The sequence below is a fragment of the Streptomonospora alba genome, from assembly GCF_000826685.1.
Lineage (GTDB): Bacteria > Actinomycetota > Actinomycetes > Streptosporangiales > Streptosporangiaceae > Streptomonospora > Streptomonospora alba.
In genome coordinates this window covers 38,935-63,702 of the sequence record NZ_JROO01000020.1, presented here as the reverse complement: position 1 = coordinate 63,702, position 24,768 = coordinate 38,935, and the positions used below count along the sequence as shown (strand labels likewise).

The window sequence follows — 24,768 nt, the reverse complement described above, 5'->3', positions numbered from 1 at the left end:
CGACATAAGGACCCAAATGCTCGTTCATCCGCCCACTCCTGGCCACCGAAGGGACCACAGAGGCGTCCTAGCATGGAACGGCAGTTCTATGCCGCCGCCCATGAGTTTCTTGAGCTGCCCGAAGGGAGGTTGGGGACAGGCACAGACACGGCCGGACCCGCTCCGCAGGTCGCTCCCCGCGGGAGCGCCCGCCTTCGGCCGTCACGTCCGTCACTCCCGGCATGAGCACCTTCATGATTGAGCCCGGCGCCCGTCTCGCAGGCCGCTACCGACTCGACAACCCGGTGAGCCAGACCGCAGGGGCCACCCTGTGGAAGGCGACCGACGAGACCCTGGCGCGGCTCGTCGCCGTGTGGACCTTCACCGAAGACTTCCCCCGAACCAGCGAGGTCGTCCGGGCCGCGCGGGCCACCAGCCGCATCGCCGACTCCCGCGTCACCCAGGTGTTCGACGCCGACGACAGCGGTCCCACCCCCTACGTCGTCGAGGAGTGGGTGGCGGGGCAGTCCCTTACCGACCTCCTCGGGCAGGGCCCCCTCGAACCCGCACGCGCCGCCGGACTGGTGGCCGAGGCGGCGGAGACCCTGGCCACCGCCCACGCCGCCGGCCTGTACCACCTCAACCTGACCCCGGGAAAACTCATCTGGAGCCTCGGGGGCGCCGTCAAGGTCACCGGTATCGGCGTCGACGCCGCACTGCGCGGTGTCGGCGCGGAGAACCCCGCAGCGGCCGACGCCCAAGGGCTGGGCCGACTGCTGTACGCGGCGCTGACCGCCTACTGGCCCGCGGAGGCGCGCAACGGGCTGCCGGCCGCGCCGCTCGTGGCGGGCGCGCCCTGCCAACCCGTCCAGCTCAACTCGGGCGTCTCCCAGCACCTCAACGACCTCGTGTGCCGCTCGGCGTTCCTCGCCCCGCTCCACGGGGGCGCGCTCTCCAGCGCCCGCGAGGTCGCCGACGCGCTGGCCGACGTCCCGCGCATGGTCCCGTTGCCCGTCTCGCCGCCCAATGCGCCCATGGCGCCCGAACCCGTACGCGGAACGTCGCGGCGCTCGGGCGAGTTCCCGGCACAACCCCAGCCGGCACCGGCCTCCCGGCAGCAGCAGGCGCCCCCTCCGCGCCAGCGGCGGCGCGCCAAGGCCGGCGTGCCCGCCGGGATCACGCGGGTGCTGGTCGGGAGTCTGGCGCTGATCGTGTTCATCGGGGTCGTCGTGGTCGCCTGGAACATAGGCACCAACCTGAACGGCACGGGCGGCGACGAGGGTCCCGGCGGCCAGACCACGGCGGGCGGCCAGGACGACCAAGCCGAGTTGGCGACGCTGGAGCCCCAGGGGGCCGACGGATTCGACCCGATGGGCGACGACGGCGACGAGCACAACGACATCGCCGGCAAGGCCATCGACGGCCAGCCCACCACCGCGTGGAACACGCAGGGATACAACTCCGCCGACCTCGGCGGCCTGAAGTCGGGCGTGGGCTTGCGCGTCGACCTGGGCCAGAGCACCGAGGTACACGAGGTCTCGCTCAACCTGGGCCAGGGCCCCCACGACACGGAGATCCTCGTAGGCGACTCCGAGGATCCCGCCGCGCTCGGCGCCGGCGACTCCCCCGCAGCCGCCAAGAGCGGTGTCCAGGGCGAGGTCGACTTCGAGCTCTCCAAGCCTGCCGAGGGACGCTATGTCGTCGTATGGTTCACTAGTCTGCCCCAGGACGGATCCAGGTATCGAGGAATCGTCAACGAGGTCGAGCTGCGCGGGAAAACGTGACTACGGTGATTGACGCGGTTCAGGAGCTCCCGGACAAGGAGCTGTTGTCCAGGCACGCTCAGGGCGACGACCGGGCCTTCGGAGAACTGGTCCGGCGCCACCGCGAGCGGATGTGGGCTGTCGCGATCCGCGTCCTCGGCGACTCCGAGGAGGCCGCCGACGCGCTGCAGGACGCCTTCCTTTCGGCGTTCCGCGGGGCGCACCGGTTCCGCGGCGAGGCCCAGGTCAGCACCTGGCTGCACCGCATCGTCATCAACGCCTGCCACGACCGGATGCGCCGCAAGATGGTCCGCCCCGCCGTCCCCACCGACGACGCCACCCTCGATGTCATCTCCAATGAGCGGACCAAGGTCAGCACCCCCGATCCCACCGGCAGCAGCGACTCGGCGATGGACGTCCACGCCGCGCTGGGCCGGTTGCCCGAGGATCAGCGCCTGGCGCTGGTGCTCGTCGACATGATGGGCTATCGCGTCGACGAGGCCGCCGACATCCTCGAGGTCGCTCCGGGAACGGTGAAAAGCCGCTGTGCACGGGGACGCGCGAGACTTCTGCCATATCTGTCCCACCTGAGGAACCCTGGGCCCGCCCGAGACGTCACATCTCCGAGAGGAGGTGACAGGGCATCGTGACGTCTCATGTGGACGCGGAGACTCTCGCCTTGTCGGCCGAAGGGCTGCTGGAGCACCACGAGGAGGACGCCGTCCAGCAGCACGTGGCCGACTGCGCCACCTGTGCCGCACAGCGATCCGAACTGGCCGACGTCCCACAGGTCTTGGCGGAGGTGTCCGCGCCCCCGCTCCCCGACTCCATCGCCGCGCGCCTCGACGACGTGCTGCGGGCCGAGGCCGGCAACCGCAGCGGCAGCGGCGGCTCCGAAGACTCCGGCGGCAGTGTCTCCGCGGCCGAAGCGCCCGGCGTCGCCGGCTCTGAACCTCCCGGCGACGTCGTGCCCATGCGCCGCCGGTTCGGCTCCTCCCACCGGTGGATCAACTACCTCGCCGTCGCCGCGGCCGCGGTCGTGGTCGTGGGCGGCGGCAGCGCCGTCGTCCGCAACCTGGCCGTCGGTCCGACCGCCGGCGAGCAGCTGTCCGGGCCCGCAGGCGGAGGGGCGGCCGAGTCCTCGGCCCACAAGGACTCAGCGCTGAGTTACCAGCCGCTGGTCGTCCGGAGCGGGACCGTCTACACCGCCGCGGGGATCGACGAGCAAGCCGCCTCAGTGCTCGACGGGACCGACCCCGCCGCCTCGGACGGCTCGGGCGCCCCTCAGGGCGACGCTGACGGCTCGGCACAGGACGGCCGGGCAGGTTCCTCGGACATACCTCCCGACGTCTCCTCCTGCGTCCAGAGCCTCGCAGGCGACTCCGGTGACCAACCGTTGCTGATCGACCTCGCCGAGTACTCCTCCGGCGGGTCGACGGACACCGCCTGGGCGATGTACTACGGCTCCCGGCCCGGCGACGAGGCGCAGGACTCCTACGACGTGGTCGTCCTCGCACCGGGCTGCGGCACCGAGGACTCCGCGCCCGAGGACGACGTCCTCACACGGACGACCGTTCCGGCTCCCTAGCCGGTCGGCCCGCCCCGCAGACGGGCGCACGCACCTTCCTTCGGCCCTCGCCGCGTCCCTCGGCGAGGGCCGTCGCATGTGCGGGGGACGCCGGGGAAGAACGCCGCGACCGCCGCTGTTCCACGTGTGCCGCCAACCGAGTGCGCCCTTCGACGGCACGTCCGCGCCCACGGTTCGCCGGGTCGGTACGTCCCCCCGCACCGGAGGGAATCAGACGCACCTACCATCTGTTGAGACAGACGACTTTCCCCCGCGGGCAGCCGCCAGCGACCTGCCCGCCGAGCCGACCGGAGGGCGACGATCGTGAGCGACGTCCGCAACGTAATCATCATCGGATCGGGCCCCGCGGGCTATACCGCGGCTGTCTACGCAGCGCGCGCCGAGCTCGAACCCCTGGTGTTCGAAGGTTCCATCACGGCCGGCGGCGCCCTGATGAACACCACCGACGTCGAGAACTTCCCCGGGTTCCCCGACGCCATCATGGGGCCCGACCTGATGGACAACCTGCGCAAGCAGGCCGAGCGCTTCGGCACCGAACTCGTCGCCGACGACGTCACCGAGGTCGACCTGAGCGCCGACCCCAAGGTGGTCAAGGTCGGCAAGGACGTCCACTACGCCCGCACGGTGATCATCGCGACCGGCTCGGGCTACAGGAAGCTGGGCGTCCCCGGCGAGGAGGAGTTCTCCGGGCGGGGCACCTCCTGGTGCGCCACCTGCGACGGCTTCTTCTTCCGCGACAAGGACATCGCCGTGGTCGGCGGCGGCGACACCGCCATGGAGGAAGCCACCTTCCTCACCCGCTTCGCCCGTTCGGTGACGATCATCCACCGCCGCGGCGAGCTGCGCGCCAGCAAGATCATGCAGGAGCGCGCCTTCGCCAACGAGAAGATCGACTTCCTGTGGAACAGTGAAGTCACCGAGGTCGTCGGCGAGTCCAAGGTCACGGGCGTGCGCCTGCGCAACACCGTCACCGGCGAGGAGAGCAAGCTCGACCTCAGCGGCCTGTTCATCGCCATCGGACACGACCCGCGGGTGGAGCTGTTCGAGGGCCAACTCGACTTCGACGCCGAGGGATATCTGGCGGTGGACGCCCCGAGCACGCGAACCAACATCCCCGGCGTCTTCGCGTCCGGCGACGTCGTCGACCACAACTACCGTCAGGCGGTGACCGCCGCCGGCACCGGCTGCGCCGCCGCGCTCGACGCCGAGCGCTTCCTGGCCGATCAGGGCCGGTGACGCGCGCGCCTGCAGCGCCCCTTCGACTTCCACCACACCGAACGCATGCGACCGACGAACCGATGAGGAGTACACCATGGCCGACCTGAAGCACGTCACCGACAGCACTTTCGAGGCTGACGTGCTCAAGAGCGAGAAGCCGGTGCTGGTCGACTTCTGGGCGGAATGGTGCGGCCCGTGCCGCCAGGTCGCCCCGATTCTGGAGGAGATCGCCAAGGAGCACGGCGACAAGCTGGAGATCGTCAAGCTCAACACCGACGAGAACCCGGAGACCTCCCGGGACGCCGGCGTCATGTCGATCCCGATGATGAACGTCTACCAGAACGGTGAGCTCGTCAAGCAGATCCACGGCGCCAAGCCCAAGCGCAAGCTGCTGCAGGACCTCGAGGAGTTCATCGGCTGAATTCCCGGGCCTGAGGCGCAGGCGCCGCGCAGCGGTTTCACGTGAAACGCCAGTGGCCGCCCGTTTCACGTGAAACAGCCTCGCCGAGCGACCGCCTCATCCCGAACAAGAAGTGCCCCCGAGCCACCGGGCTCGGGGGCACTTCTTTATGCGAGGTGTTCGATCAGGGCTCACAGCACGGAAGCACGTCGTCGCTTCGTTCATGTGCAGCCATGAGGTTTTGTCGACACCCGCCGGTCGACATGACGACGTCCCGGCCTGGTCCCCGACTCTGCGGCGGCGCGCCGGCCTACTCCTCCTCGGCCGCCCCGGGCGCCATCGCCGCGATGATGCGCTCGAGGTCCTCCTTCGTCGCGAACTCCACGACGATCTTGCCCTTGTTCCGCCCCTGGTTGATCTTCACCCGGGTGTCGAAGGTGTCGGAGAGGCGCCGGGACAACTCCTCCATCTCCGGACTGGGGGCGCTGCTCGCCGGAGCCCGGCGCGACGCCGAACGCTTCTCGTCGGTCTCGCCGAGCGTGATGATCTCCTCCAACGCCCGAACCGACAGCCCTTCCTCGACGATCCGGCGTGCCAGGCGGTCCTGGGTGTCGGAGTCCTCTACGGACAGCAGTGCGCGGGCGTGCCCGGCGCTCAGCACGCCGGCGGCCACACGCCGCTGCACCGACGGCGACAGGTTCAGCAGGCGCAGGGTGTTGGTGATGTGGGGGCGCGAGCGACCGATGCGCTTGGCGAGTTCGTCGTGGGTGGCACCGAAGTCGTCCAGCAGCTGCTGGTAGGCGGCGGCTTCCTCCAGAGGGTTGAGCTGCTGCCGGTGGAGGTTCTCAAGAAGGGCGTCACGCAGGAGTTCGTCGTCGGTGGTGTCGCGGACGATCGCGGGGATCGTCTCCAGCCCCACTTCCTTGCTGGCGCGCCACCGGCGCTCGCCCATGATGAGTTCGTAGCGCCCCGAACCGAGCGTTCGAACCACGATGGGCTGCAGCAGCCCCACCTCGGCGATGGAGGCGCGCAGCTCTTCGAGCGCCTCCTCGTCGAAGTGCTGCCGAGGCTGCCTCGGGTTGGGGGTGACTGCGCCGACCTCGATCTCCTCGAGGTAAGCGCCGCCGACGGCCTCGGGCGCCCGCTGCTCCAGACCGAACTCGGTCGGAGCGTCCAGGCTCGCTGTCTCGGGCGCTTGCGGTATCAATGCGCCAAGGCCCTTGCCCAGACCGCGCCGCTGCTGGCTCACCGACGTCTCCCTTCACGTCTCATGATCAGTTCCCGGCGCCTATCGCCGCCCGGTAGGCGATCTCGCGCGCCGCCTCCATGTAGGCGACCGCACCGGTAGACCCCGAGTCGTAGGTCATGACCGACTGACCGTAGCTCGGCGCTTCCGAGACGCGGACGCTCCGGGGCACTAGTGTCTTGAGTACCAGATCTCCGAAGTGTCCGCGTACTTCGTCCGCAACCTGGGACGCCAGCCTTGTCCGGCCGTCGTACATGGTGAGCACGATGGTGGAGATCTCCATCGCCGGGTTGAGGTGCGACTTCACCAGCTCCACGTTGCGCAGAAGCTGTCCGAGCCCTTCCAGCGCGTAGTACTCGCACTGGATCGGAATCAGAATCTCCTCGCAGGCGACCATCGCGTTGACCGTGAGAAGGCCGAGCGAGGGCGGGCAGTCGATGAAGATGTAGTCGAGCTCGCTGCTGTCGTAGGCGGAGAACGCACGTTTGAGCCGCGACTCGCGGGCCACCAGCGAGACCAGTTCGATCTCCGCGCCGGCGAGGTCGATCGTGGCGGGCACGCACCACAGGTTGTCGACCTCGGGAACCGGCTGAGCGAGATCCCGAATCTCCGCGTCCTCGACCAGGCAGTGGTAGATGGAGCGGGATTCGGCGCTCCGGTCCATGCTCAGCGCGGTCGATGCGTTGCCCTGAGGGTCGAGATCGACCACGAGGACGCGGTTCCCGTGCATCGCCAGCGACGCGGCCAGGTTGACCGCGGTGGTGGTCTTGCCGACGCCGCCCTTCTGGTTGGCCACACTGATGATGCGGCACTTCCCCGGGCGCGGCCAGGAGTCGTCGCCGTGCCCGCGCACCGACATCGCCACACGGGCGGCGCGCGCTATCGGCGTATCGAACTCCACCTCGGCATCCGGCGCGGAGATCGCGTCGGGGTCCGTTTCACGCGAAACGTCGGTGGCCATGTCTTGGTCCTCCCAGCGAGGCGTTTCATGTGAAACATAGGCGCCGTCGGTCTGGTACTGGGTCACGAATGACTTCACCTCTTCCGTCCGCGCTTCTTCTTGGAGCCACCTGAGGAGCGGCGGGCCTTGGACGCGCCGGAGTGACCACTCTCAGAGGTGACCGTCACGCGAACAACCGTGGTAGCGGGTTCGACTTTACCGCGCCCGACCCGGATCACATCAGCAACGCAGGGGCGTTGTGCCGACAAATCCCCGCGCGCTTCTTCCAGTTCACTCTCGGCCTGCTCTCCCTTGAGCGCCAGCAGACTCCCGCCCTTGCGCAGCAGCGGCAGTGCCCACGAGCCGAGCCGTGCCAGCGGCGCGACGGCGCGAGCGGTGACGACGTCGGCCCGGATCTCCGAGCGCATGTCCTCCGCCCGCCCTCGGCGCACCTCGACATTAGGCAGTTCGAGGTGCTCGATGCATTCCCGAAGGAAGACCGTCCGCCGCAGCAGAGGCTCAAGCAGCGTAACCGAGAGGTCCGGCCGCAAGATGCCCAGGATCACCCCGGGAAGCCCGGCACCCGATCCGATATCGACGACGGTGGCCCCTTCCGGGATCAGCTCTTCGACCACCGCGCAGTTCATCAGATGCCGTTCCCACAAGCGGGGGACCTCGCGCGGACCGATCAGTCCGCGTTCGACACCCGCACCTGCGAGCAAGTCCGCATACCGGCCTACGAGCGGCAGTGCGTCACCGAACAAGTGCTGCGCCTGCTCGGGCGGGGTCACCTTCCCCTCAGCACCCGAGGTCATCAGTCACCACCTTGTCCCTTTCAGACCGGCCAGCGATGAATCGACAGGTCGACATGGAGAGAAATCCCGGGGGTAGATACGAAAGCGCCCCCCACGATCCTATGCGTGAGGGGCGCCTGCGGGAACGTTGTGTTTCACGTGAAACCCGGGTCGGCGGAGTTCCGCATCCGCCGCCGCGGCCGGTCACCGAGGACACCGGGGGTCCAGTGCCATGTCACTCGGCGGGATGGACCACCACGTAGCGGTCGGGCTCCTCGCCCTCCGACTCGCTGCGCAGTCCGGCAGCCGCGACGGCGTCGTGCACGACCTTGCGCTCGAACGGGCTCATCGGCTCGAGTTCCTTCGTCCGCCCCGTCTTCTTGACCTCCGCGGCCGCGTCGCTGCCCACCCGCGAAAGCGTGCGCCGCCGGGAGTCGCGGAAACCGCCGATGTCGAGCATCAGCCGGCTTCGGTTGCCCGTGCTGCGATGCACCGCCAGCCGCGTCAGCTCTTGGAGGGCCTCAAGAACCTCGCCGTTGTCGCCGATGAGCTCGTCGAGTGTTGCACCCACGACCGACACCATCGCACGATCGCCTTCGACGTCCATGTCGATGTCGCCGTCGTAGTCGGCGATGTCCAGCAGGCCCTCGATGTAGTCGGCCGCGACGTCGCCCTCGCGCTCCAACGCCTCGACGTCGACCGCCGCCTCGTCCTCCTTCTGCGGCGCCTCCGCCACGGCGACGCTTCCGCCGTCCGCCTCGTCCTCGTTGCCGTTGCTCACAGCCAACCGTCTCCTAACGTCTGAGGGGCCCTCCGTGAAGACGCGCCTCCAGGGCGTGGTGTGCCTGCGCGCCTCGTACGGAGATCACCCGATAGCCCTAACTAGCCCTTGCGCTGATTGCCGCCGCTGCGCTTGGCCCGCGGCTGCTTCCTCGGCTGCCTACGCTCGATCTTAGGCTCTTCGACCGGCTCTGGCGCGCTCTCTTTGCGCTTGCCGAGCAGCCCCTTGGCGGATCCGTTCGGGGAGGCGGTGGCGTCCGCGGTGTCCGACGCGCCGGCCGTGGCGGGCTTGCGGTAGATGAAGTGCTGCTGGCCCATGGTCCACAGGTTGTTCGTGACCCAGTAGATCAGCACGCCGATGGGCATGCCCAGGCCGAACAGGCCGAAGGCCGGCGCCAGGTACATCATGATCTTCTGCGACTGCGCCATGGGGTTGTCGGGCATCTGCACGGTGCTGCGCTTCATGCTCTGGCGCATCGTGAGGAAGGTCGTTCCGCCCATGATTATGCAGGCGATGACGATCACCGTCTTGGCGATGAACGGATTCGCGCCGTAGTTCGCCAACTCCTGGTTGCTCATCAGGAACTGCGCCGCCAGCGGGGCGTGGAAGATCGCCGCGTTCTGGGCGCTCTCGACCAGGCTTGGGGTGAAGCCGTAGTTGGCATTGCCCTGGGCGACGTTGCGCAGCACGTTGAACAGCGCGAAGAAGACCGGCATCTGCAGCAGCAGCGGGAGGCAGCCCATCAGGGGGTTGGTGCCGCTCTCCTGGTAGAGCTTCATCTGCTCTTGCTGAAGGCGCTGCTTGTCGTTCTTGTAGCGCTCCCGCACCTTCATCAGCTGCGGCTGCATGTCCTGGATCTTGCGCTGCGTCTGCATCTGCTTGACGAACAGCGGAACCATGATCAGCCGCATCAGGATCGTCAGAGCGACGATGGACAGGCCCCACGCCCAGCCGCTATCGGGGTTGAACCCGACGGTCGTCAAGGCGGAGTGGATGTGGATCAGCACCCAGCCGACGATGTTGTAAAGCCAGTCCAGCACCGGCCAACTCCCTCTTCCTTCGGTTCGGCTACTGCCCCGGTGGTTCCGGTGCGGTGCCCGGTTCGACGATCGGCTCGGCCCCCTGCCCGGCGGCACCGCTGCGCTGCGGGACGGGGTCGAGGCCGCCGGGATGGAAAGGATGGCAACGGGCGAGTCGGCGTAGGGTCAGCCAGAGCCCGCGCGGTGCGCCATGGACGCGCAGCGCCTCTACCGCATAATGGCTGCATGACGGGTAGAAGCGGCATATATCGGGGGGAAGCAGCGGGCTGATGAAGCGCTGGTAGCCGCGGATGGGCAGCACCAGGGCTTTCGCCGCCCGGCTCGGAGTCTCTTCGGTCATGAATCCGCCAGATCCCCGCCGCCGCGCGCTTTCTCCGGTGCACCGGGCCCCTTGCGACGGCGTGTCGCGTGCTTGCGGGGGCGCGTCGCCGAGGCGATGGCACCGTCGAGTTGCGCGGCCAGCGTGTCGTATCCCAGGGACGCGGACAGGGGTTTGGCCCGCACTACTAGCAGGCTACCCGGAGGAAGCTGCCCGATCCTCGCCCGCATCAGGTGGCGGAGGCGGCGCTGAACCCGCTTGCGGGTCACCGCGTTGCCCACAGGCTTGCCGACCGCGAAACCCACGCGCGGCGGAACCGCGGCCTCCCGCTCCCGGGCCGAGGGCGCCAGATAGGCGACGCTGAGCGCCTCGCGTCCGGCGCGCCGACCGGACCGCAGCACGGTGGTGAACTCGGCGCTGCGGCGCATGCGGTTCTGTGGCGACAACATCGGATCGGATCCTCGGCGGCTTGAGCGCACAACGAAGGCCGGCTGCCGCAGGGACAGCCGGCCCGCAGGTCGATCGGTCGACCGTGGCCGTTAGTGGCTCACGGTCAGCCGCGCGCGCCCCTTCTTACGGCGCGCTGCGATGACAGCGCGTCCCGCACGGGTCCGCATGCGCAGCCGGAAACCATGAACCTTGGCGCGGCGCCGGTTGTTCGGCTGAAACGTACGCTTGCTCACTGCAGGCTCCAGGGGCGTGTAATCGAAGTACTACGGCTGCCCCACGGCAGCGGGGCACGGTATCTGCGCTCTCCGGCACCGAAGGGCGTTGCGAAAGGTCCGCACGGGGCCCTTAAGCGAGGGCGGGCCGACGGCGCCACAGGCCGCCGCGGCGGTGCGCTGCGGCACCGCCGCAAGCGCAGACCGATGACGGCCCAAGCATACCGAACATACGGCCCGCTCCCGCACCGGTCAAATCCACCACCGCGGCCACCAGCGACGACGCTCACACTCACAGACCCGCGGACGGGTTTTCCCGAGGCTGTGGATAACTTCGCGACATGTTCTCCACAGGCTGTGCATCAGCCGCAGCCGCCCCTAAGCTGTGGAAAACGCGCGGTCCGCGGCCGACAGTGCCCATGCCCCTCTGCGGAGCGGTGTCCACAGCCTGTGGGCACGTACCGCAACCCCTGTGATCTGCGAACTGTGGATAACCCGCCGTCCGTGGACGGTGTCTGGGAAGCTGTGCAAAAGCACGTGGACAACGTGTGGATCACGCCTCGGAGTTGTGGAAACACACCGCGTCGGGGGTCATCCGCTCCTTACCGCTCCGCGTTCCTCTGTACACAACCGATCCACAGAACACCGCAGGTTACCCACAAGACGGCGTGTTGTGGACCGGCAGCGCGGCCCCGTCCCGCACCCGGCCACGCAACCGCGACAATGGAACGTCGGGCTCCGGCGCCCGCACCGTCGACGACGACCCGAACCGCTCTACGGCGCATCGAGGAGACCAGTGAGAAGGGGACGAACCATGGCAGGTCACCGTGTCTGAGGCACAGGTCAACCTCGCAATGGTGTGGCCGAGCGTGCTCAACAGCCTCGACAACAGCACTCTCCCCCCGCAGCAGCGCGCGTGGCTGCCCCAGACCCGCCCACTCGGTCTGATCGAGGACACCGCGCTGCTGGCCGCTCCCAACGAGTTCGCCAAGGAGGTACTGGAGACCCGCCTGCGCCCGGCGATCAGCCAGGCGCTCTCCAGCGAGCTCGGCCGTGAGATCCGGGTGGCGGTGACCGTCGACCCCACCGCGGTGCAGCCGCCCCCGCCCGCCGCCCCGCCCGCGGGCGCCGGCTACACACCGCCCTCCCCCGACCCCGCGGCGGGCTCCGCCCCGCCCGCGTCCGCCTCGGGGCCTTCGCAGCAGCCGACCATCGCACCCGAGGACCTGCCGGGCTCCCCGTCGGCCACCGAGGAGGTGCCCGACGGCCAGTTCGGGCAGCCGGGCCAGGACGAGACCGCCAGGCACCAGCAGCACGGCCAGCACGAGCACCAGCAACCGCCGGCACCGCAGGGCCGAGCGGATCAGCGGCCCAGCGCCTATCCCGCGCCCGAGCCGCCGCGGACCGAAGCACACGGCTTCGGCCCCGGTCCCGGCGCGGACAGCACCTACACGGCGGGCGACGACCTGCTCGCCCCGCGCCGCGATCCCGGCGCCCATGAGTACCGGCCGTCCCCTCCGCGGACCGAACCCCAGCAGCAGGGCGGCCGGCCCCACCCGGCCCAGCCCTCCGCCGCCGATTGGGACGCGCCGAACCGCTGGGAGACGCCGGCCTGGGAAACCGGGACGTCGTGGCAGCAACCGCAGGACGCTCAGGGGCAGGAGCGACAGGAGCCGAATCCCGCCGCATCCGTGCCCGAGGACGAGCCGCGGCCCGACGCCTCCGACTCGGGCGGCGACACCGAGGCCGTGCAGGGAGCCGCTCCCCCGCCGCCGACGCCGGCGGCACCCGACACGTCGGGGGGCAACCAGCCGCACACCTCTGCGGAGCCCGCACGGCTGAATCCCAAGTACACCTTCGACACCTTCGTCATAGGCTCCAGCAACAGGTTCGCCCACGCGGCCGCGGTCGCGGTGGCCGAGGCACCGGCCAAGGCCTACAACCCCCTGTTCATCTACGGCGGTTCGGGCCTGGGGAAAACGCATCTGCTGCACGCCATCGGCCACTACTCCCAGCGGCTCTACGACGGCGCCCGCGTGCGCTACGTGAGCTCGGAGGAGTTCACCAACGAGTTCATCAACTCCATCCGCGACGGCAAGGCCGACGGCTTCCGGCGGCGCTACCGCGACATCGACGTCCTCCTGGTCGACGACATCCAGTTCCTGGAGAACAAGGAGCAGACGCAGGAGGAGTTCTTCCACACCTTCAACACGCTGCACAACTCCAACAAGCAGATCGTGATCTCCAGCGACCGCCCGCCCAAGCAGCTGGTCACGCTGGAGGACCGGCTGCGCAACCGGTTCGAGTGGGGACTGATAACCGACGTCCAGCCGCCCGAGCTGGAGACCCGGATCGCGATTCTGCGCAAGAAGGCCGCCCAGGAAGGACTGGCCGCGCCGCCCGAGGTGCTGGAGTTCATCGCCAGCAAGATCGCCACCAACATCCGGGAGCTGGAGGGCGCGCTGATCCGCGTCACCGCCTTCGCCAGCCTCAACCGGCAGTCGGTGGACCTGCACCTGACCGGGATCGTCCTCAAGGACCTGATCCCCGACGACGAGGGTCCAGAGATCACCGCCTCGGCCATCATGGCCCAGACCGCTTCCTACTTCGGGCTGAGCTCGGAGGACCTGTGCGGTACGTCTCGCTCGCGCGTGCTGGTCACCGCGCGGCAGATCGCCATGTACCTGTGCCGCGAGCTCACCGACCTGTCGCTGCCCAAGATCGGCCAGCAGTTCGGCCGCGACCACACCACGGTGATGCACGCCGACCGCAAGATCCGCTCGCTCATGGCCGAGCGCCGGTCCATCTACAACCAGGTCACCGAGTTGACCAACCGCATCAAGCAGCAGTCGCGCAACGGGTGAGGGTCCGGTCCGCCCCTGCCGGGCCGGGCCGGCTGCCGCTGCTCCTGCCGCCGCGGAAAATTCTCGTGCCGATTTCACGGCGATCCAACCGGAGTTATCCCCAAGGTGACCGGATTGTCTGTGGAAAACCGGTGGATAACCCTGCGGATAACCGACCGATTCCGGTGGACAACTTGGGGACGGATTGGGGACGGCCTGTGGGCCGAGGACGCCGCCCGTCTCGCCGGGTCTCCCAGGCCCTGTGGGTATCCGGTGGATAACCTGTGGAGCGCCCGTGGATAACCTGTGGATCGGTTGTGCAGCCCCGATGGCCGTCCACAGCGCGCCGAGTTCTCCCCAAGCTCCGCCCACAGGGCCGGTGGACAAAAATTTCGGGGATGACCTGCGAATACAATGGTTATCCACACTATCCACAGCCCCTACTACTACGACGCCACCATTTATCTCTCAGTGCCTTGGTAAAACAGCTGAGCCCCGGATCTGTGGATGAACGAACCTCCGGCCCCATCCGGTGAGCCGGACGCCGCCGAGGGGTTCGGCGATCGGGTGTGGTGGGCAGCGGGGGCGGGTGAATCCGGGTACCGTGTGAAGCCGTCCCCGTGACGCGACCGGTGCCACCGCCGCGACACCGCCCCCAGCACTCACAGGGGCCACCTGGTTTCGAGGAAAGTGAGTCGGATAGTGAAGTTCCGGGTCGAACGTGACGTACTGGCCGACGCCGTCGCCTGGACCGCCCGTAGCCTGCCGTCCCGGCCGTCGGTTCCGGTACTGGCCGGCATGCTGCTGGACGCCACCGCAGACGAGGGCGGCCGGCTGAGGCTCTCCAGCTTCGACTACGAGGTCTCCGCACAGGTCTCGGTGGACATCGACGCCGAGGAGGCGGGGACCACCCTGGTCTCGGGCCGCCTGCTCGCCGAGATCACGCGCAATCTGCCTCCCCAGACTGTGGAGATCAGCACCGATGGCGCCAAGGTCGTGGTCACCTGCGGCAGCGCGAAGTTCACACTGCTGACCCTGCCTGTGGAGGACTATCCCTCGCTTCCGGCGATGCCCGAGCAGACCGGCTCGATCGGCAGCGACGCCTTCGCCGCCGCGGTCGGCCAGGTCGCTGTCGCGGCGGGACGCGACGACACGCTGCCGATGCTCACCGGTGTGCGGATCGAGATCGAGGGCGACACCGTCACGCTGGCCTCGACCGACCGCTACCGCCTGGCGGTGCGCGAGCTTCCCTGGAAGCCGGAGAATCCCGACGTCTCCGCCGTCGCGCTGGTCCCGGCCAAGACCCTCGCCGACACCGCCAAGTCGCTGACGAGCGGAGCCGAGGTATCCATCGCACTGGCCAACGCCGAGAGCGGCGAGGGCATGATCGGCTTCGAGGGCGGCGGCCGCCGCACCACCACGCGCCTGCTCGACGGCGAGTTCCCCAAGTACCGCGCGCTGCTGCCCGACTCGTTCAACTCGGTGGCCGAGGTCCAGCGCGGCGAGTTCATCGAAGCGGTCAAGCGCGTCTCCCTGGTCGCCGAGCGCAACACGCCGCTGCGCCTGGCCTTCAGCGAGGGCCAGCTCGTGCTGGAGGCCGGAACCGGCGACGAGGCACAGGCTGTGGAGGCTCTGGACGCGTCCCTGGACGGCGACGAGGTCCAGATCGCCTTCAACTCCGCGTTCCTGCTCGACGGCCTTTCGGCGATCGACTCCGACGTCGCCCGGCTGCAGTTCACGACCTCGACCAAACCGGCGATCATCACGGGCAAGCCCGCCGACGACGAGGCGACCGCCGACTACCGCTACCTGATCATGCCGGTCCGGCTGTCGGGCTGACATCGCCGGCGAGCGCACACCGATCCAGGTCGTATTAGGGGGATGACACACTCATGCAACTAGGGATGGTCGGACTGGGCAAGATGGGCGGCAACATGGCCGGTCGCCTGCGCGACAAGGGCCACGAGGTCGTCGGATTCGACTTCGACCCCGAGTTGCGCGACGTGGCCAGCCTGGCCGAGCTCGCCCAGCGGCTCGCGGCCCCGCGGACGATCTGGCTGATGGTGCCCGCGGGCGACCCCACCCGGGAGACCATCGACCAGCTCGCCGAAGTGCTGGAGTCCGGCGACCTCATCATCGAGGGCGGCAACTCCCACTACGCCGACGACCGCAAGTGCGCCGAAGCGCTGCGCGAGCGCGGGATCGCCTACGTCGACGCGGGCGTGAGCGGCGGCGTGTGGGGCCGCCAGGAGGGCTACGGCATCATGGTCGGCGGCGAGCCCGAGGACGTCGCGCGCGCCGAGCCGATCTTCACCGCGCTGACCCCCGACGACGGCGGTTACGTGACCGCGGGCGGCGTCGGCGCCGGCCACTTCGTCAAGATGGTGCACAACGGCATCGAGTACGGCATGATGCAGGCCTTCGCCGAGGGCTACGAGCTGATGGCCGCCTCCGACATCGTCGACGACGTCCCCGGAACCTTCGACAGCTGGCGCCAGGGCACGGTGGTGCGCTCCTGGCTGCTCGACCTGCTCGTGCGCGCCCTGCGCGAGGACCCCGGGCTCGAATCCATCCGGGGCTATGCCCAGGACTCCGGCGAGGGCCGGTGGACGGTGCAGGCCGCGGTGGACCACGCCGTCCCCGCGCCGGTGATCTCCGCGGCGCTGTTCGCGCGTTTCGCCTCCCGCCAGGACGACAGCCCGGCGATGAAGGTGGTCGCCGCGCTGCGCAACCAGTTCGGTGGGCACGAGGTCACCAGCTCCGGCGACGATCCCGAGCAGACGCCCGGGAGCTGACCGCTCCCCCGCCGCCCGGCCGCCGTTTCGGGCGGGCGCGCCCGGGTCTGTCGCCGGGGCGCGGTTGACTGGACTTGGGCTCCGGTCGGCTCCGGCACATCACCGCGACCGACCGGGCGCTCCGGGTTTCACGTGAAACCGAAGAACCCGTGCGGCTCGCCGCCGGCCATCGGCGTTCCCGGGCACCAGGAGAGGTCGGATGTACGTTTCCCATTTGCAGCTGGCCGACTATCGATCGTACGAGTCGGTTCACCTGGAGCTCGGCCCCGGGATCAGTACCTTCGTCGGCCCCAACGGACAAGGCAAGACCAACCTCGTCGAGGCGATCGGCTACGTCGCCACACTGGGCAGCCACCGCGTGGCCACCGACTCGCCGCTGGTCCGCAAGGGAGCCGAACGCGCGATCGTGCGCGCCGCCATCGTCAAGGACGAGCGCCAGGCCGCCGTCGAACTGGAGATCAACCCCGGTAAGGCGAACCGTGCGCGGCTCAACCGGGCGCCCGCCACCCGCCCCCGCGAGGTGCTGGGGGTGCTGCGTACGGTCCTGTTCGCGCCTGAGGACCTTTCCCTGGTCAAGGGCGACCCCGGTGAACGGCGGCGCTTCCTCGACGAACTGCTCGTCGCCCGCACCCCCCGAATGGCGGGGGTGCGCTCCGACTACGAACGCGTCCTCAAGCAGCGCAACGCACTGCTCAAGTCCGCATCGGCCCAGTTCTTCAAGCGCGCCGAGCCCGACCTGTCGACCCTGGAAGTGTGGAACGAGCACCTCGCCGTCGCCGGCGCGGAGCTGCTGGCAGCACGTCTGGCCCTGGTCGCCGAACTCCAGCCGCTGGTGGCCAAGGCCTACGGGGAGCTCACGACCGCCGGCGGCCCGCCGGTGCTGCAGTACCGCTCCTCGGCGTCCGACTCGGACGAGCAGCCGCCGGCCGACCGCGAGCAGCTCGCACAGCTGCTGCGCGACGCCCTGGCCGAGGCCCGCGTGCAGGAGCTGCAGCGCGGCGTCAGCCTCGTCGGTCCGCACCGCGACGACCTGCATCTGCGCCTGGACGAGCTCCCCGCGAAGGGTTACGCGAGCCAGGGCGAGTCCTGGTCCTACGCGCTGGCGCTGCGCCTGGCGGGCTTCGAGCTGCTTCGTGCCGACGGGGACGACCCGGTGCTGCTGCTCGACGACGTCTTCGCCGAACTCGACTCCGAGCGCCGCAGGCGCCTGGCCGAGCACGTGCGCCACGCCGAGCAGGTGCTCGTCAGCGCAGCCGTCGCCGAGGACATCCCGCCGGAGCTGCAGGGAGCCCGGTTCCGCGTCGTCGAAGGGGGAATCGAACGTGAGTGAGGACGCCCCGGAGCCCTCCTCGGCCGGAGAGCCGTCCGCGCCCAGCGGCGCCGATCTCGCTCGCCAGGCGCTGGCCCAGGCTAAGGCCGCCGCCCGCGAGCGGGGCGCCTCCCCTGAGCAGCGCCCCCGCCCTGTGCGTCGCAGGTCGGGACGTTCGCGCAACGAGCCGCAGCTGTTCGGCGACGCCGTACGCGCCTGGCTGGTCGAGCACGGCTTGCAGGAGCAGGTCGCGATCGGCGGCGTTTTCGGCCGGTGGAACGAGATCGTCGGCGACTACAACGCCCAGCACCTGCGCCCGGTCTCCTACGAGGCCGGTGAGCTGGTCGTCGCCGCGGATTCGGCGACCATGGCCGCCCATGCCCGCGCGATGGTGCGCGACCTGCTGCGCAGGCTCAACGAGGAGCTCGGCCACGGCACGGTGACATCCATCAAGGTTCAGGCCCCCGGACGCAGCCGCGGTCCCGGGCCGCGGCGGGTCCGTTGACCGCTCGGTGATCGCGGCCTCACCGGACGTTGACCGGCGGTTGAAAAAGGGGGATGCCGCTCAACGGCGCTGAACGGCGCGGGGAATTGTCGACGGGGGTGCTCGCGTGTAGGGAGTCCGCTCCCGGTCTGTTCACTCGTTCTCGGGCGGCACAGCGCCGCGGATGCCACTTTCCAGTCGTGCGCGCGGTATCATGTACGTAGTTCTTCGGACGCTTCCGCCGGTATAGCCCGCCCCAAGAGGAGAGGGCGGTGTGAGACGGGGCGGTAGGCGATGTCCAGGCGCAGGATGTACCGGCGGTGCATATGCGTGCTGCGTGGCGTACGGCCCGGTTGACCTCCCCATGTCCTGGGGGCACCGGACGGGACGCGTCCCCAGCAGGAGGGTGTTTCCACTTGGCCTACGACGCTTCAGCGATCACGATTCTTGAAGGGCTCGAGGCGGTACGCAAACGCCCCGGCATGTACATCGGGTCGACCGGTGAGCGCGGCCTCCACCATCTGGTCTACGAGGTTGTGGACAACTCGGTCGACGAGGCGCTTGCGGGATTCGCCAGCGCCATCGAGGTGACCCTGCAAGCCGACGGCGGTGTGCGCGTGGCCGACAACGGCCGCGGTATGCCCGTCGACATCCACCCGGTCGAGAACCGTCCCGCGGTGGAGGTCATCCATACCACGCTGCATGCGGGCGGCAAGTTCGACGGCAAGTCCTACGCGGTCTCGGGCGGTCTGCACGGCGTGGGCGTCACCGTGGTCAACGCGCTGTCGTCGCGCCTGGAGATCGAGATCTGCCGCGACGGCAACGTCTGGCGGCAGAGCTACAGCACCGCGCGCCCCGTCGCGCCCCTCGAGCGCGGGGAGGAGACCTCCGAGACCGGTACCCAGACCGTCTTCTGGGCCGACGACACGATCTTCGAGAGCACCACCTACAGCTTCGAGACCCTCGCGCGGCGCATGCAGGAGATGGCGTTCCTGAACAAGGGACTGTCCATCACCATTCGCGACGAACGCCCGGAGTTCGTCGGCGACACCCCGCTGGTGCACACCTACCACTACGAGAACGGCATCTCGGACTTCGTCGCGCACATCAACACGACGAAGGAGCCCGCCCACGCCTCGATCATCGGCTTCGAGGAGGAGGGCGAGGGGATCTCCACCGAGATCTCGATGCAGTGGAACCAGTCGTTCACCTCCTCGGTGCACACCTTCGCCAACACCATCAACACGGCCGAGGGCGGCACGCACGAGGAGGGGTTCCGCACCGCGCTGACGTCGGTGGTCAACCGGTACGCGCGCGAGCAGAAGCTGCTGCGGGAAAAGGACGACAACCTCACCGGCGACGACATCCGCGAGGGCCTCACCGCCATCATCTCGGTCAAGCTCGCCGATCCCCAGTTCGAGGGCCAGACCAAGACCAAGCTGGGCAACACCGAGGCGAAGTCGTTCGTCCAGCGCGTCACCCACGAGCACCTGCGCGACTGGTTCGAACGCAACCCCGGTGAGGCCAAGGACGTCGTCACCAAGGCCAGCCAGGCGGCCCGCGCCCGCATAGCCGCGCGCCAGGCGCGCGACCTGACCCGGCGCAAGACCCTGCTGGAGTCCACCTCCCTGCCGGGCAAGCTCTCGGACTGCCAGTCCACCGAGCCGGAGAAGTCCGAGGTCTACATCGTCGAGGGCGACTCCGCCGGCGGCTCGGCCAAGGGCGGGCGCGACCCGCACTACCAGGCGATCCTGCCCATCCGCGGCAAGATCCTCAACGTCGAGAAGTCGCGCATCGACAGGATCCTCAAGAACAACGAGGTCCAGGCGATCATCACCGCCCTGGGTACCGGCATCCACGACGACTTCGACGCCTCCAAGCTGCGGTACCACAAGATCATCCTGATGGCCGACGCCGACATCGACGGCCAGCACATCCGCACGCTCCTGCTCACGCTGCTGTTCCGGTTCATGAAGCCGCTGATCGAGGCGGGTTACGTCTACCTCGCGCAGCCGCCGCTCTACAAGATCAAGTGGGACCAGCGCGGCGGCGACGCCGACTACGCCTACTCCGATCGCGAGCGCGACGAACTGGTCGCCGCCGGCATCGCCGCCGGCAAGCGCGACCCCCGGCCGCGCGACCTCGTGCAGCGCTTCAAGGGCCTGGGCGAGATGAACGCGAAGGAGCTGTGGGAGACCACGATGGATCCCGACGGCCGCGTTCTGCTCCAGGTGAACCTCGACGACGCCGCGCAGGCCGACGAGATGTTCAGCGTGCTCATGGGCGAGGACGTCGAGTCGCGGCGCTCCTTCATCCAACGCAACGCCCGGGACGTCCGCTTCCTCGACATCTGACGCCGGCACATCCCCGACGGCAGCGAACGACTCAGCAGAAAAGGATCGACATCCAGTGACGGATGCGAACACACCGGAAGCTCCGGAAGAGGCCGAAGGCCCGCGCCAGCGCGTCGAGCCGGTCGACATCCAGGTCGAGATGCAGCGCAGCTACCTGGATTACGCGATGTCGGTCATCGTCGGCCGCGCGCTGCCCGACGTGCGCGACGGCTTGAAGCCCGTGCATCAGCGGGTGCTCTACGCGATGTACGACGGCGGGTACCGGCCCGACCGCGGCTACTTCAAGTGCGCCCGTGTCGTCGGCGACGTGATGGGCAATTACCACCCGCACGGCGACAGCGCCATCTACGACACCCTGGTGCGCCTCGCCCAGTCGTGGTCGATGCGGATGCCGCTGGTCGACGGCAACGGCAACTTCGGCTCCCCCGGCAACGACCCCGCCGCGGCCATGCGCTACACCGAGTGCAAGCTCGCGCCGCTGGCCATGGAGATGCTGCGGGACATCGACAAAGAGACCGTCGACTTCCGGCCCAACTACGACGGCCGCTCCCAGGAGCCCGTCGTACTTCCCTCACGCATCCCCAACCTGCTGGTGAACGGCTCCGCCGGCATCGCGGTGGGCATGGCCACCAACATCCCGCCGCACAACCTGCGCGAGGTCGCCGACGGAGTCCAGTGGTTCCTGGCCAACCCCGAGGCATCCGACGAAACCCTGCTGGACGAGCTGATCGCCCGGGTCAAGGGTCCCGACTTCCCCACCAACGGGCTCATCGTGGGCCGCCGCGGCATCGAGGAGGCCTACCGCACCGGGCGCGGCTCGATCACCATGCGCGCGGTCGTGGAGGTCGAGGAGGACTCGCGGGGGCGCCAGACGCTCGTCGTCACCGAGCTGCCCTACCAGGTCAACCCGGACAACCTCGCGCTGAAGATCGCCGAGCTGGTCAAGGACGGCAAGATCTCCGGCATCGCCGACGTCAAGGACGAGAGCAGCGGTCGCACCGGCCAGCGCCTGGTCATCGTGCTCAAGCGCGACGCCGTCGCCAAGGTCGTCCTCAACAACCTGTACAAGCACACCCAGCTGCAGGAGACCTTCGGCGCGAACATGCTCGCGCTGGTCGACGGCGTGCCGCGCACGCTGCGGCTGGACCAGCTCATCCGGTACTGGGTCGGGCACCAGATCGACGTCATCGTCCGCCGCACGCGCTACCTGCTGCGCAAGGCCGAGGAGCGCGCCCACATTCTGCGGGCGCTGCTGCGCGCCATCGACCGCATCGACGAGGTCATCGCGCTCATCCGCGGCAGCGCGTCGGCCGACGAGGCCAAGACCGGCCTGATGGGGCTCCTGGAGATCGACGACGTCCAGGCGCGGGCGATCCTGGACATGCAGCTGCGCAAGCTCGCCGCCCTGGAGCGCCAGGCGCTCACCACCGAGTACGACGAGCTGATGGCTCAGATCGACGACTACAACGACATCCTGGCCTCGCCGGAGCGGCAGCGCCGGATCGTCGGGGACGAACTCCGCGAGATCGTCGAGAAGTACGGCGACGAGCGCCGCACGCACATCATCCCTTTCGAGGGGGATATGCGTATGGAGGACTTCATCGCCGAGGACGACGTGGTCGTCACGATCACCCGCGGCGGCTACGCGAAGCGCACCCGGCTCGACGGCTACCGCGCGCAGAAGCGCGGCGGCAAGGGCGTACGTGGAGCTCAGCTGCGGCAGGACGACATCGTCCAGCACTTCTTCGTCACCACCACGCACAACTGGATCCTGTTCTTCACGAACAAGGGGCGCGTCTACCGCATCAAGGCCTACGAGCTGCCCGAGGCGGCCCGTGACGCCCGCGGCCAGCACGTCGCCAACCTGATGGAGTTCCAGCCCGACGAGGAGATCACCCAGGTCATGGCGCTGCGCGGGTACGACGACGCGCCGTACCTGGTGCTGGCCACCCGTCAGGGACTGGTGAAGAAGTCGCGGCTGGAGGACTTCGACTCCTCCCGTTCGGCCGGAATCATCGCCATCAACCTGCGCGACGACGACGAGCTGATCTCGGCGCGGCTGGTCTTCGCCACCGACGACCTGCTGCTGATCAGCGGCGACGCCCAGGCGATCCGGTTCCCCGCCTCCGACGAGTCCCTGCGGCCGATGGGGCGCGCCACCAGCGGCGTCATCGGGATGCGCTTCCAGGAAGGCGAGTACCTGCTCAGCATGGACGTCGTCCGGGAGTCCGACGGGCCCGCCGACGTGCTGGTCGCCACCGAGGGCGGCTATGCCAAGCGGACACCGGCTGACCAGTACCCGGTGCAGAACCGCGGCGGCAAGGGCGTGCTGACGGCCAAGGTCGTCGAGACGCGCGGAAGGCTTGTGGGCGCGCTGATGGTCTCGCCGGAGAAGGACGAGGTCTTCGCGATCACGTCGGCCGGCGGGGTGATCCGTACCCACTGCTCGCAGGTCAAGCAGTCGGGCCGGGCGACCATGGGAGTGCGGCTGATGAATCTGGACGAGGGCAACCAGGTGGTGGCCGTCGCCCGCAACGCCGAGGCCGACGAGGACCAGGTCGAGGAGGTCGCGGCCGCCGCGACCCAGACCGGGGCCGAGGGCGCGTCCGGTGAGCTGGAGGCCGACCCGGTCGAGACGGGCGGCGGCACCGAGGGATCGGAAGACGAGGAGTCCTGAGGTTCTGACGGAGTGCCGGAATCGCGCTGAGATTCGCGCGTAGCCGGGCGCCCGTAGACTCCTCGGTACGACCGAAAAGCACCGCGGAGGGCGGTATCGGCCGCCCTCCGCGTGCTGTTTCGGCCGACCGACGAATCGGGCATAGAGTTTGCCCCCGTGGCAGTGGCGTCCGCCGGTGCGGAGGCGGCCGCGAATCGATCCCCCTTGACCCTGTTCCACCGTCACAAGGAAAGTCCAGCGGTAACGTGGCTATGTCTGACAACACGCAACGGCAGTCCACCGCCCACGATCAGTCCGCGGCGGACGGCGTGAGCACGGAATCGACGACCGCAGAATCGGATCAGGCCGCCACAGCCCGAGACCAGGGCGGAGACACCTCCGCCGGATCCTCCGGGGACGCGTCCAGCGGCTCTTCGGGCTCTTCGGGCGCGTCGAAGGGCGGCAAGGGCAAGACCGGCGCATCCGAGCGGTCGAAGCAGGACGACCGGAAGCCGTCCGCGGGATCGAAGAGCGACTCCGCGAAGCAGGGGTCGGGCTCCGGCGGTACCGGATCGGCGAAGACCGGCGGGAAGTCGGAGAGCGCGAAGCCGGAGAGCGGCGATTCGGCCGGCTCGAAGAGCGAGAGCGGCGCGACGGAGAACGCGAAGAAGGGCGGTCCGAGCGCCGCCTCCTCCGCGTCCTCGGGTACGGCTGCCGGGGGTGCGTCGAAGGACGGGAAGGATGCCGCCGCCACGGACGCGGCGAGCGAGCAGAGCGCGAAGGCGGCTGCCGAGGACTCCACGGGAGCCGGCAGCTCCGCAGACAGCAAGGACTCCACCGGTTCGGACGGCGCTGCGAAGTCCACGGCCTCGGGGGGCTCCGCTAGCTCGACGAAGTCCGCGGACTCCACGAGCTCCGCGAAAACCACGGCCGCGGAGACGGCCACGACCGGGGGCGCGGCCGAGAGCTCCCCCTCCGCGGGGAAAGGCTCGGGAAGCGCCGCCGGTGGCCGGAAGGCGGACGCCTCCAGCACGAAGTCCGACACGGCGCCCGGTTCGTCGTCGGCGTCGGGAAGCGCGGACTCCGCGAAGGGCGGTGCCGCGAAGCCGGGCACCGGGTCCGGCGGTGCGGCTGCCGACAAGTCGACGAGGACGCCTGGCGACACATCGACTGTGAGCGCCTCGGCCGATTCCGCGGACAAGTCCGCCACGGGGTCGGGCTCGGGATCGCCCTCGACCGGTTCGGCCTCCTCAGGCCGGACCTCCAGCACGTCGTCCTCGTCGACCGGATCCGCCTCCTCCCCCGCCGCCAAGTCCGCAGGCGCAGGCGCGGGAGCCGGCGCCGCAGGCGCGAGCGGGAGCACCGGCTCCTCCTCCACGGGCGGAAGCGGCTCTGCCGGCGGGGCGTCGGCGAAGTCCGCGACCCCTGCCGACTCCGCGAGGGTCACGTCGTCGACCGCTTCCGGCGCCGGAAGCGGCGCGGGCTCCGGCTCCGGTTCGAGAAGCGGGACGGCGAAGCCCGCCGGATCGTCCGCGGCGGCCGGCTCTTCGGCGAGCAAAACGGGTAAGAGCTCTCAGGGGGGCTCGGGAACGCAGAG

Annotated in this window: 21 protein-coding genes; 12 read left to right on the top strand and 9 right to left on the bottom strand. The window is 69.3% G+C overall.

Annotated elements, in window-relative coordinates; all coding sequences use genetic code 11:
- Positions 1-221: 221 nt before the first annotated feature.
- The 5 genes from LP52_RS11520 (at position 222) to trxA (ending at position 4,969) form a co-directional block, all read left to right on the top strand.
- Entirely contained in the window at positions 222-1,763 is a 1,542-nt protein-coding gene (locus LP52_RS11520; RefSeq protein WP_040273166.1) for a protein kinase family protein, read from the top strand.
- A gap of 8 nt (positions 1,764-1,771) precedes the next feature.
- Complete coding sequence (gene sigM, locus LP52_RS11515) at positions 1,772-2,392, top strand: RNA polymerase sigma factor SigM (RefSeq protein ID WP_040273227.1); 621 nt, start codon at positions 1,772-1,774, stop codon at positions 2,390-2,392.
- Positions 2,389-3,330 (top strand): hypothetical protein, encoded by a 942-nt coding sequence (locus LP52_RS11510; protein WP_157036306.1) that lies wholly within the window; start codon positions 2,389-2,391, stop codon positions 3,328-3,330. The genes sigM and LP52_RS11510 overlap by 4 nt, the downstream gene beginning before the upstream one ends.
- Positions 3,331-3,633: 303 nt before the next feature.
- Positions 3,634-4,566 carry a thioredoxin-disulfide reductase gene (gene trxB / locus LP52_RS11505; RefSeq protein ID WP_040273164.1) on the top strand — a complete coding sequence of 311 codons (933 nt, stop codon included), beginning with the start codon at positions 3,634-3,636 and terminating at the stop codon, positions 4,564-4,566.
- Between the two features lie 76 nt (positions 4,567-4,642).
- Positions 4,643-4,969, top strand: a complete 327-nt coding sequence (trxA, locus tag LP52_RS11500; RefSeq protein WP_040273163.1) for a thioredoxin — start codon at positions 4,643-4,645, stop codon at positions 4,967-4,969.
- A gap of 289 nt (positions 4,970-5,258) precedes the next feature.
- Here trxA and LP52_RS11495 read toward each other — a convergent pair whose 3' ends face one another.
- From LP52_RS11495 to rpmH, 8 genes are all read right to left on the bottom strand, one after another.
- Positions 5,259-6,197, bottom strand: a complete 939-nt coding sequence (locus tag LP52_RS11495) for a ParB/RepB/Spo0J family partition protein (protein ID WP_040273162.1) — start codon at positions 6,195-6,197, stop codon at positions 5,259-5,261.
- Positions 6,198-6,222: 25 nt separating this feature from the next.
- The gene (locus LP52_RS11490; RefSeq protein ID WP_202966100.1) at positions 6,223-7,053 is read right to left on the bottom strand and encodes a ParA family protein; all 831 of its coding nucleotides are present in this window, start codon (positions 7,051-7,053) and stop codon (positions 6,223-6,225) included.
- 176 nt (positions 7,054-7,229) lie between these two features.
- Positions 7,230-7,949, bottom strand: a complete 720-nt coding sequence (gene rsmG, locus LP52_RS11485) for a 16S rRNA (guanine(527)-N(7))-methyltransferase RsmG (protein WP_040273160.1) — start codon at positions 7,947-7,949, stop codon at positions 7,230-7,232.
- A 214-nt stretch (positions 7,950-8,163) separates the two neighbouring features.
- Complete coding sequence (locus tag LP52_RS11480; RefSeq protein ID WP_040273222.1) at positions 8,164-8,664, bottom strand: Jag family protein; 501 nt, start codon at positions 8,662-8,664, stop codon at positions 8,164-8,166.
- A gap of 146 nt (positions 8,665-8,810) precedes the next feature.
- Complete coding sequence (gene yidC / locus LP52_RS11475) at positions 8,811-9,749, bottom strand: membrane protein insertase YidC (protein WP_040273154.1); 939 nt, start codon at positions 9,747-9,749, stop codon at positions 8,811-8,813.
- 28 nt (positions 9,750-9,777) lie between these two features.
- Entirely contained in the window at positions 9,778-10,089 is a 312-nt protein-coding gene (gene yidD, locus LP52_RS26540) for a membrane protein insertion efficiency factor YidD (protein ID WP_084723124.1), read from the bottom strand.
- On the bottom strand, positions 10,086-10,517 hold the full coding sequence (rnpA, locus tag LP52_RS11470; protein WP_040273152.1) for a ribonuclease P protein component: 432 nt from the start codon (positions 10,515-10,517) through the stop codon (positions 10,086-10,088). Before rnpA ends, yidD begins: the two co-directional genes overlap by 4 nt.
- Positions 10,518-10,607: 90 nt before the next feature.
- Positions 10,608-10,751, bottom strand: coding sequence for a 50S ribosomal protein L34 (gene rpmH, locus LP52_RS26535; RefSeq protein ID WP_084723123.1), 144 nt, complete (start codon positions 10,749-10,751; stop codon positions 10,608-10,610).
- An 806-nt stretch (positions 10,752-11,557) separates the two neighbouring features.
- On the opposite strand from rpmH, the gene dnaA reads away from it, so the two are divergent.
- The 7 genes from dnaA (at position 11,558) to gyrA (ending at position 23,192) form a co-directional block, all read left to right on the top strand.
- A complete protein-coding gene (dnaA, locus tag LP52_RS11465; protein WP_040273151.1) occupies positions 11,558-13,594 on the top strand; it encodes a chromosomal replication initiator protein DnaA in 2,037 nt (678 codons plus the stop codon).
- Positions 13,595-14,275: 681 nt separating this feature from the next.
- Entirely contained in the window at positions 14,276-15,412 is a 1,137-nt protein-coding gene (dnaN, locus tag LP52_RS11460; protein WP_040273149.1) for a DNA polymerase III subunit beta, read from the top strand.
- Between the two features lie 53 nt (positions 15,413-15,465).
- Complete coding sequence (gene gnd, locus LP52_RS11455; protein WP_040273147.1) at positions 15,466-16,368, top strand: phosphogluconate dehydrogenase (NAD(+)-dependent, decarboxylating); 903 nt, start codon at positions 15,466-15,468, stop codon at positions 16,366-16,368.
- Between the two features lie 199 nt (positions 16,369-16,567).
- The gene (gene recF, locus LP52_RS11450; protein ID WP_040273146.1) at positions 16,568-17,698 is read left to right on the top strand and encodes a DNA replication/repair protein RecF; all 1,131 of its coding nucleotides are present in this window, start codon (positions 16,568-16,570) and stop codon (positions 17,696-17,698) included.
- Positions 17,691-18,182, top strand: coding sequence for a DUF721 domain-containing protein (locus tag LP52_RS11445; RefSeq protein WP_040273144.1), 492 nt, complete (start codon positions 17,691-17,693; stop codon positions 18,180-18,182). Before recF ends, LP52_RS11445 begins: the two co-directional genes overlap by 8 nt.
- Before the next feature lie 395 nt (positions 18,183-18,577).
- On the top strand, positions 18,578-20,515 hold the full coding sequence (gene gyrB, locus LP52_RS11440) for a DNA topoisomerase (ATP-hydrolyzing) subunit B (RefSeq protein WP_274518806.1): 1,938 nt from the start codon (positions 18,578-18,580) through the stop codon (positions 20,513-20,515).
- A 55-nt stretch (positions 20,516-20,570) separates the two neighbouring features.
- The gene (gene gyrA / locus LP52_RS11435) at positions 20,571-23,192 is read left to right on the top strand and encodes a DNA gyrase subunit A (protein ID WP_040273142.1); all 2,622 of its coding nucleotides are present in this window, start codon (positions 20,571-20,573) and stop codon (positions 23,190-23,192) included.
- A gap of 340 nt (positions 23,193-23,532) precedes the next feature.
- Here the strand turns inward: gyrA and LP52_RS28360 are convergent, their stop codons facing one another.
- A complete protein-coding gene (locus tag LP52_RS28360) occupies positions 23,533-24,729 on the bottom strand; it encodes a hypothetical protein (protein ID WP_052809733.1) in 1,197 nt (398 codons plus the stop codon).
- Between the last annotated feature and the right edge of the window lie 39 nt (positions 24,730-24,768).

Coding starts and splice junctions, on each gene's coding strand:
- LP52_RS11490 (WP_202966100.1), bottom strand. CDS start 7,053: ATGTCGGTGCGCGGGCACGGCGACGACTCCTGGCCGCGCCCGGGGAAG.
- recF (WP_040273146.1), top strand. CDS start 16,568: ATGTACGTTTCCCATTTGCAGCTGGCCGACTATCGATCGTACGAGTCG.
- gnd (WP_040273147.1), top strand. CDS start 15,466: ATGCAACTAGGGATGGTCGGACTGGGCAAGATGGGCGGCAACATGGCC.
- rsmG (WP_040273160.1), bottom strand. CDS start 7,949: ATGACCTCGGGTGCTGAGGGGAAGGTGACCCCGCCCGAGCAGGCGCAG.
- trxA (WP_040273163.1), top strand. CDS start 4,643: ATGGCCGACCTGAAGCACGTCACCGACAGCACTTTCGAGGCTGACGTG.
- yidD (WP_084723124.1), bottom strand. CDS start 10,089: ATGACCGAAGAGACTCCGAGCCGGGCGGCGAAAGCCCTGGTGCTGCCC.
- rnpA (WP_040273152.1), bottom strand. CDS start 10,517: ATGTTGTCGCCACAGAACCGCATGCGCCGCAGCGCCGAGTTCACCACC.
- LP52_RS11520 (WP_040273166.1), top strand. CDS start 222: ATGAGCACCTTCATGATTGAGCCCGGCGCCCGTCTCGCAGGCCGCTAC.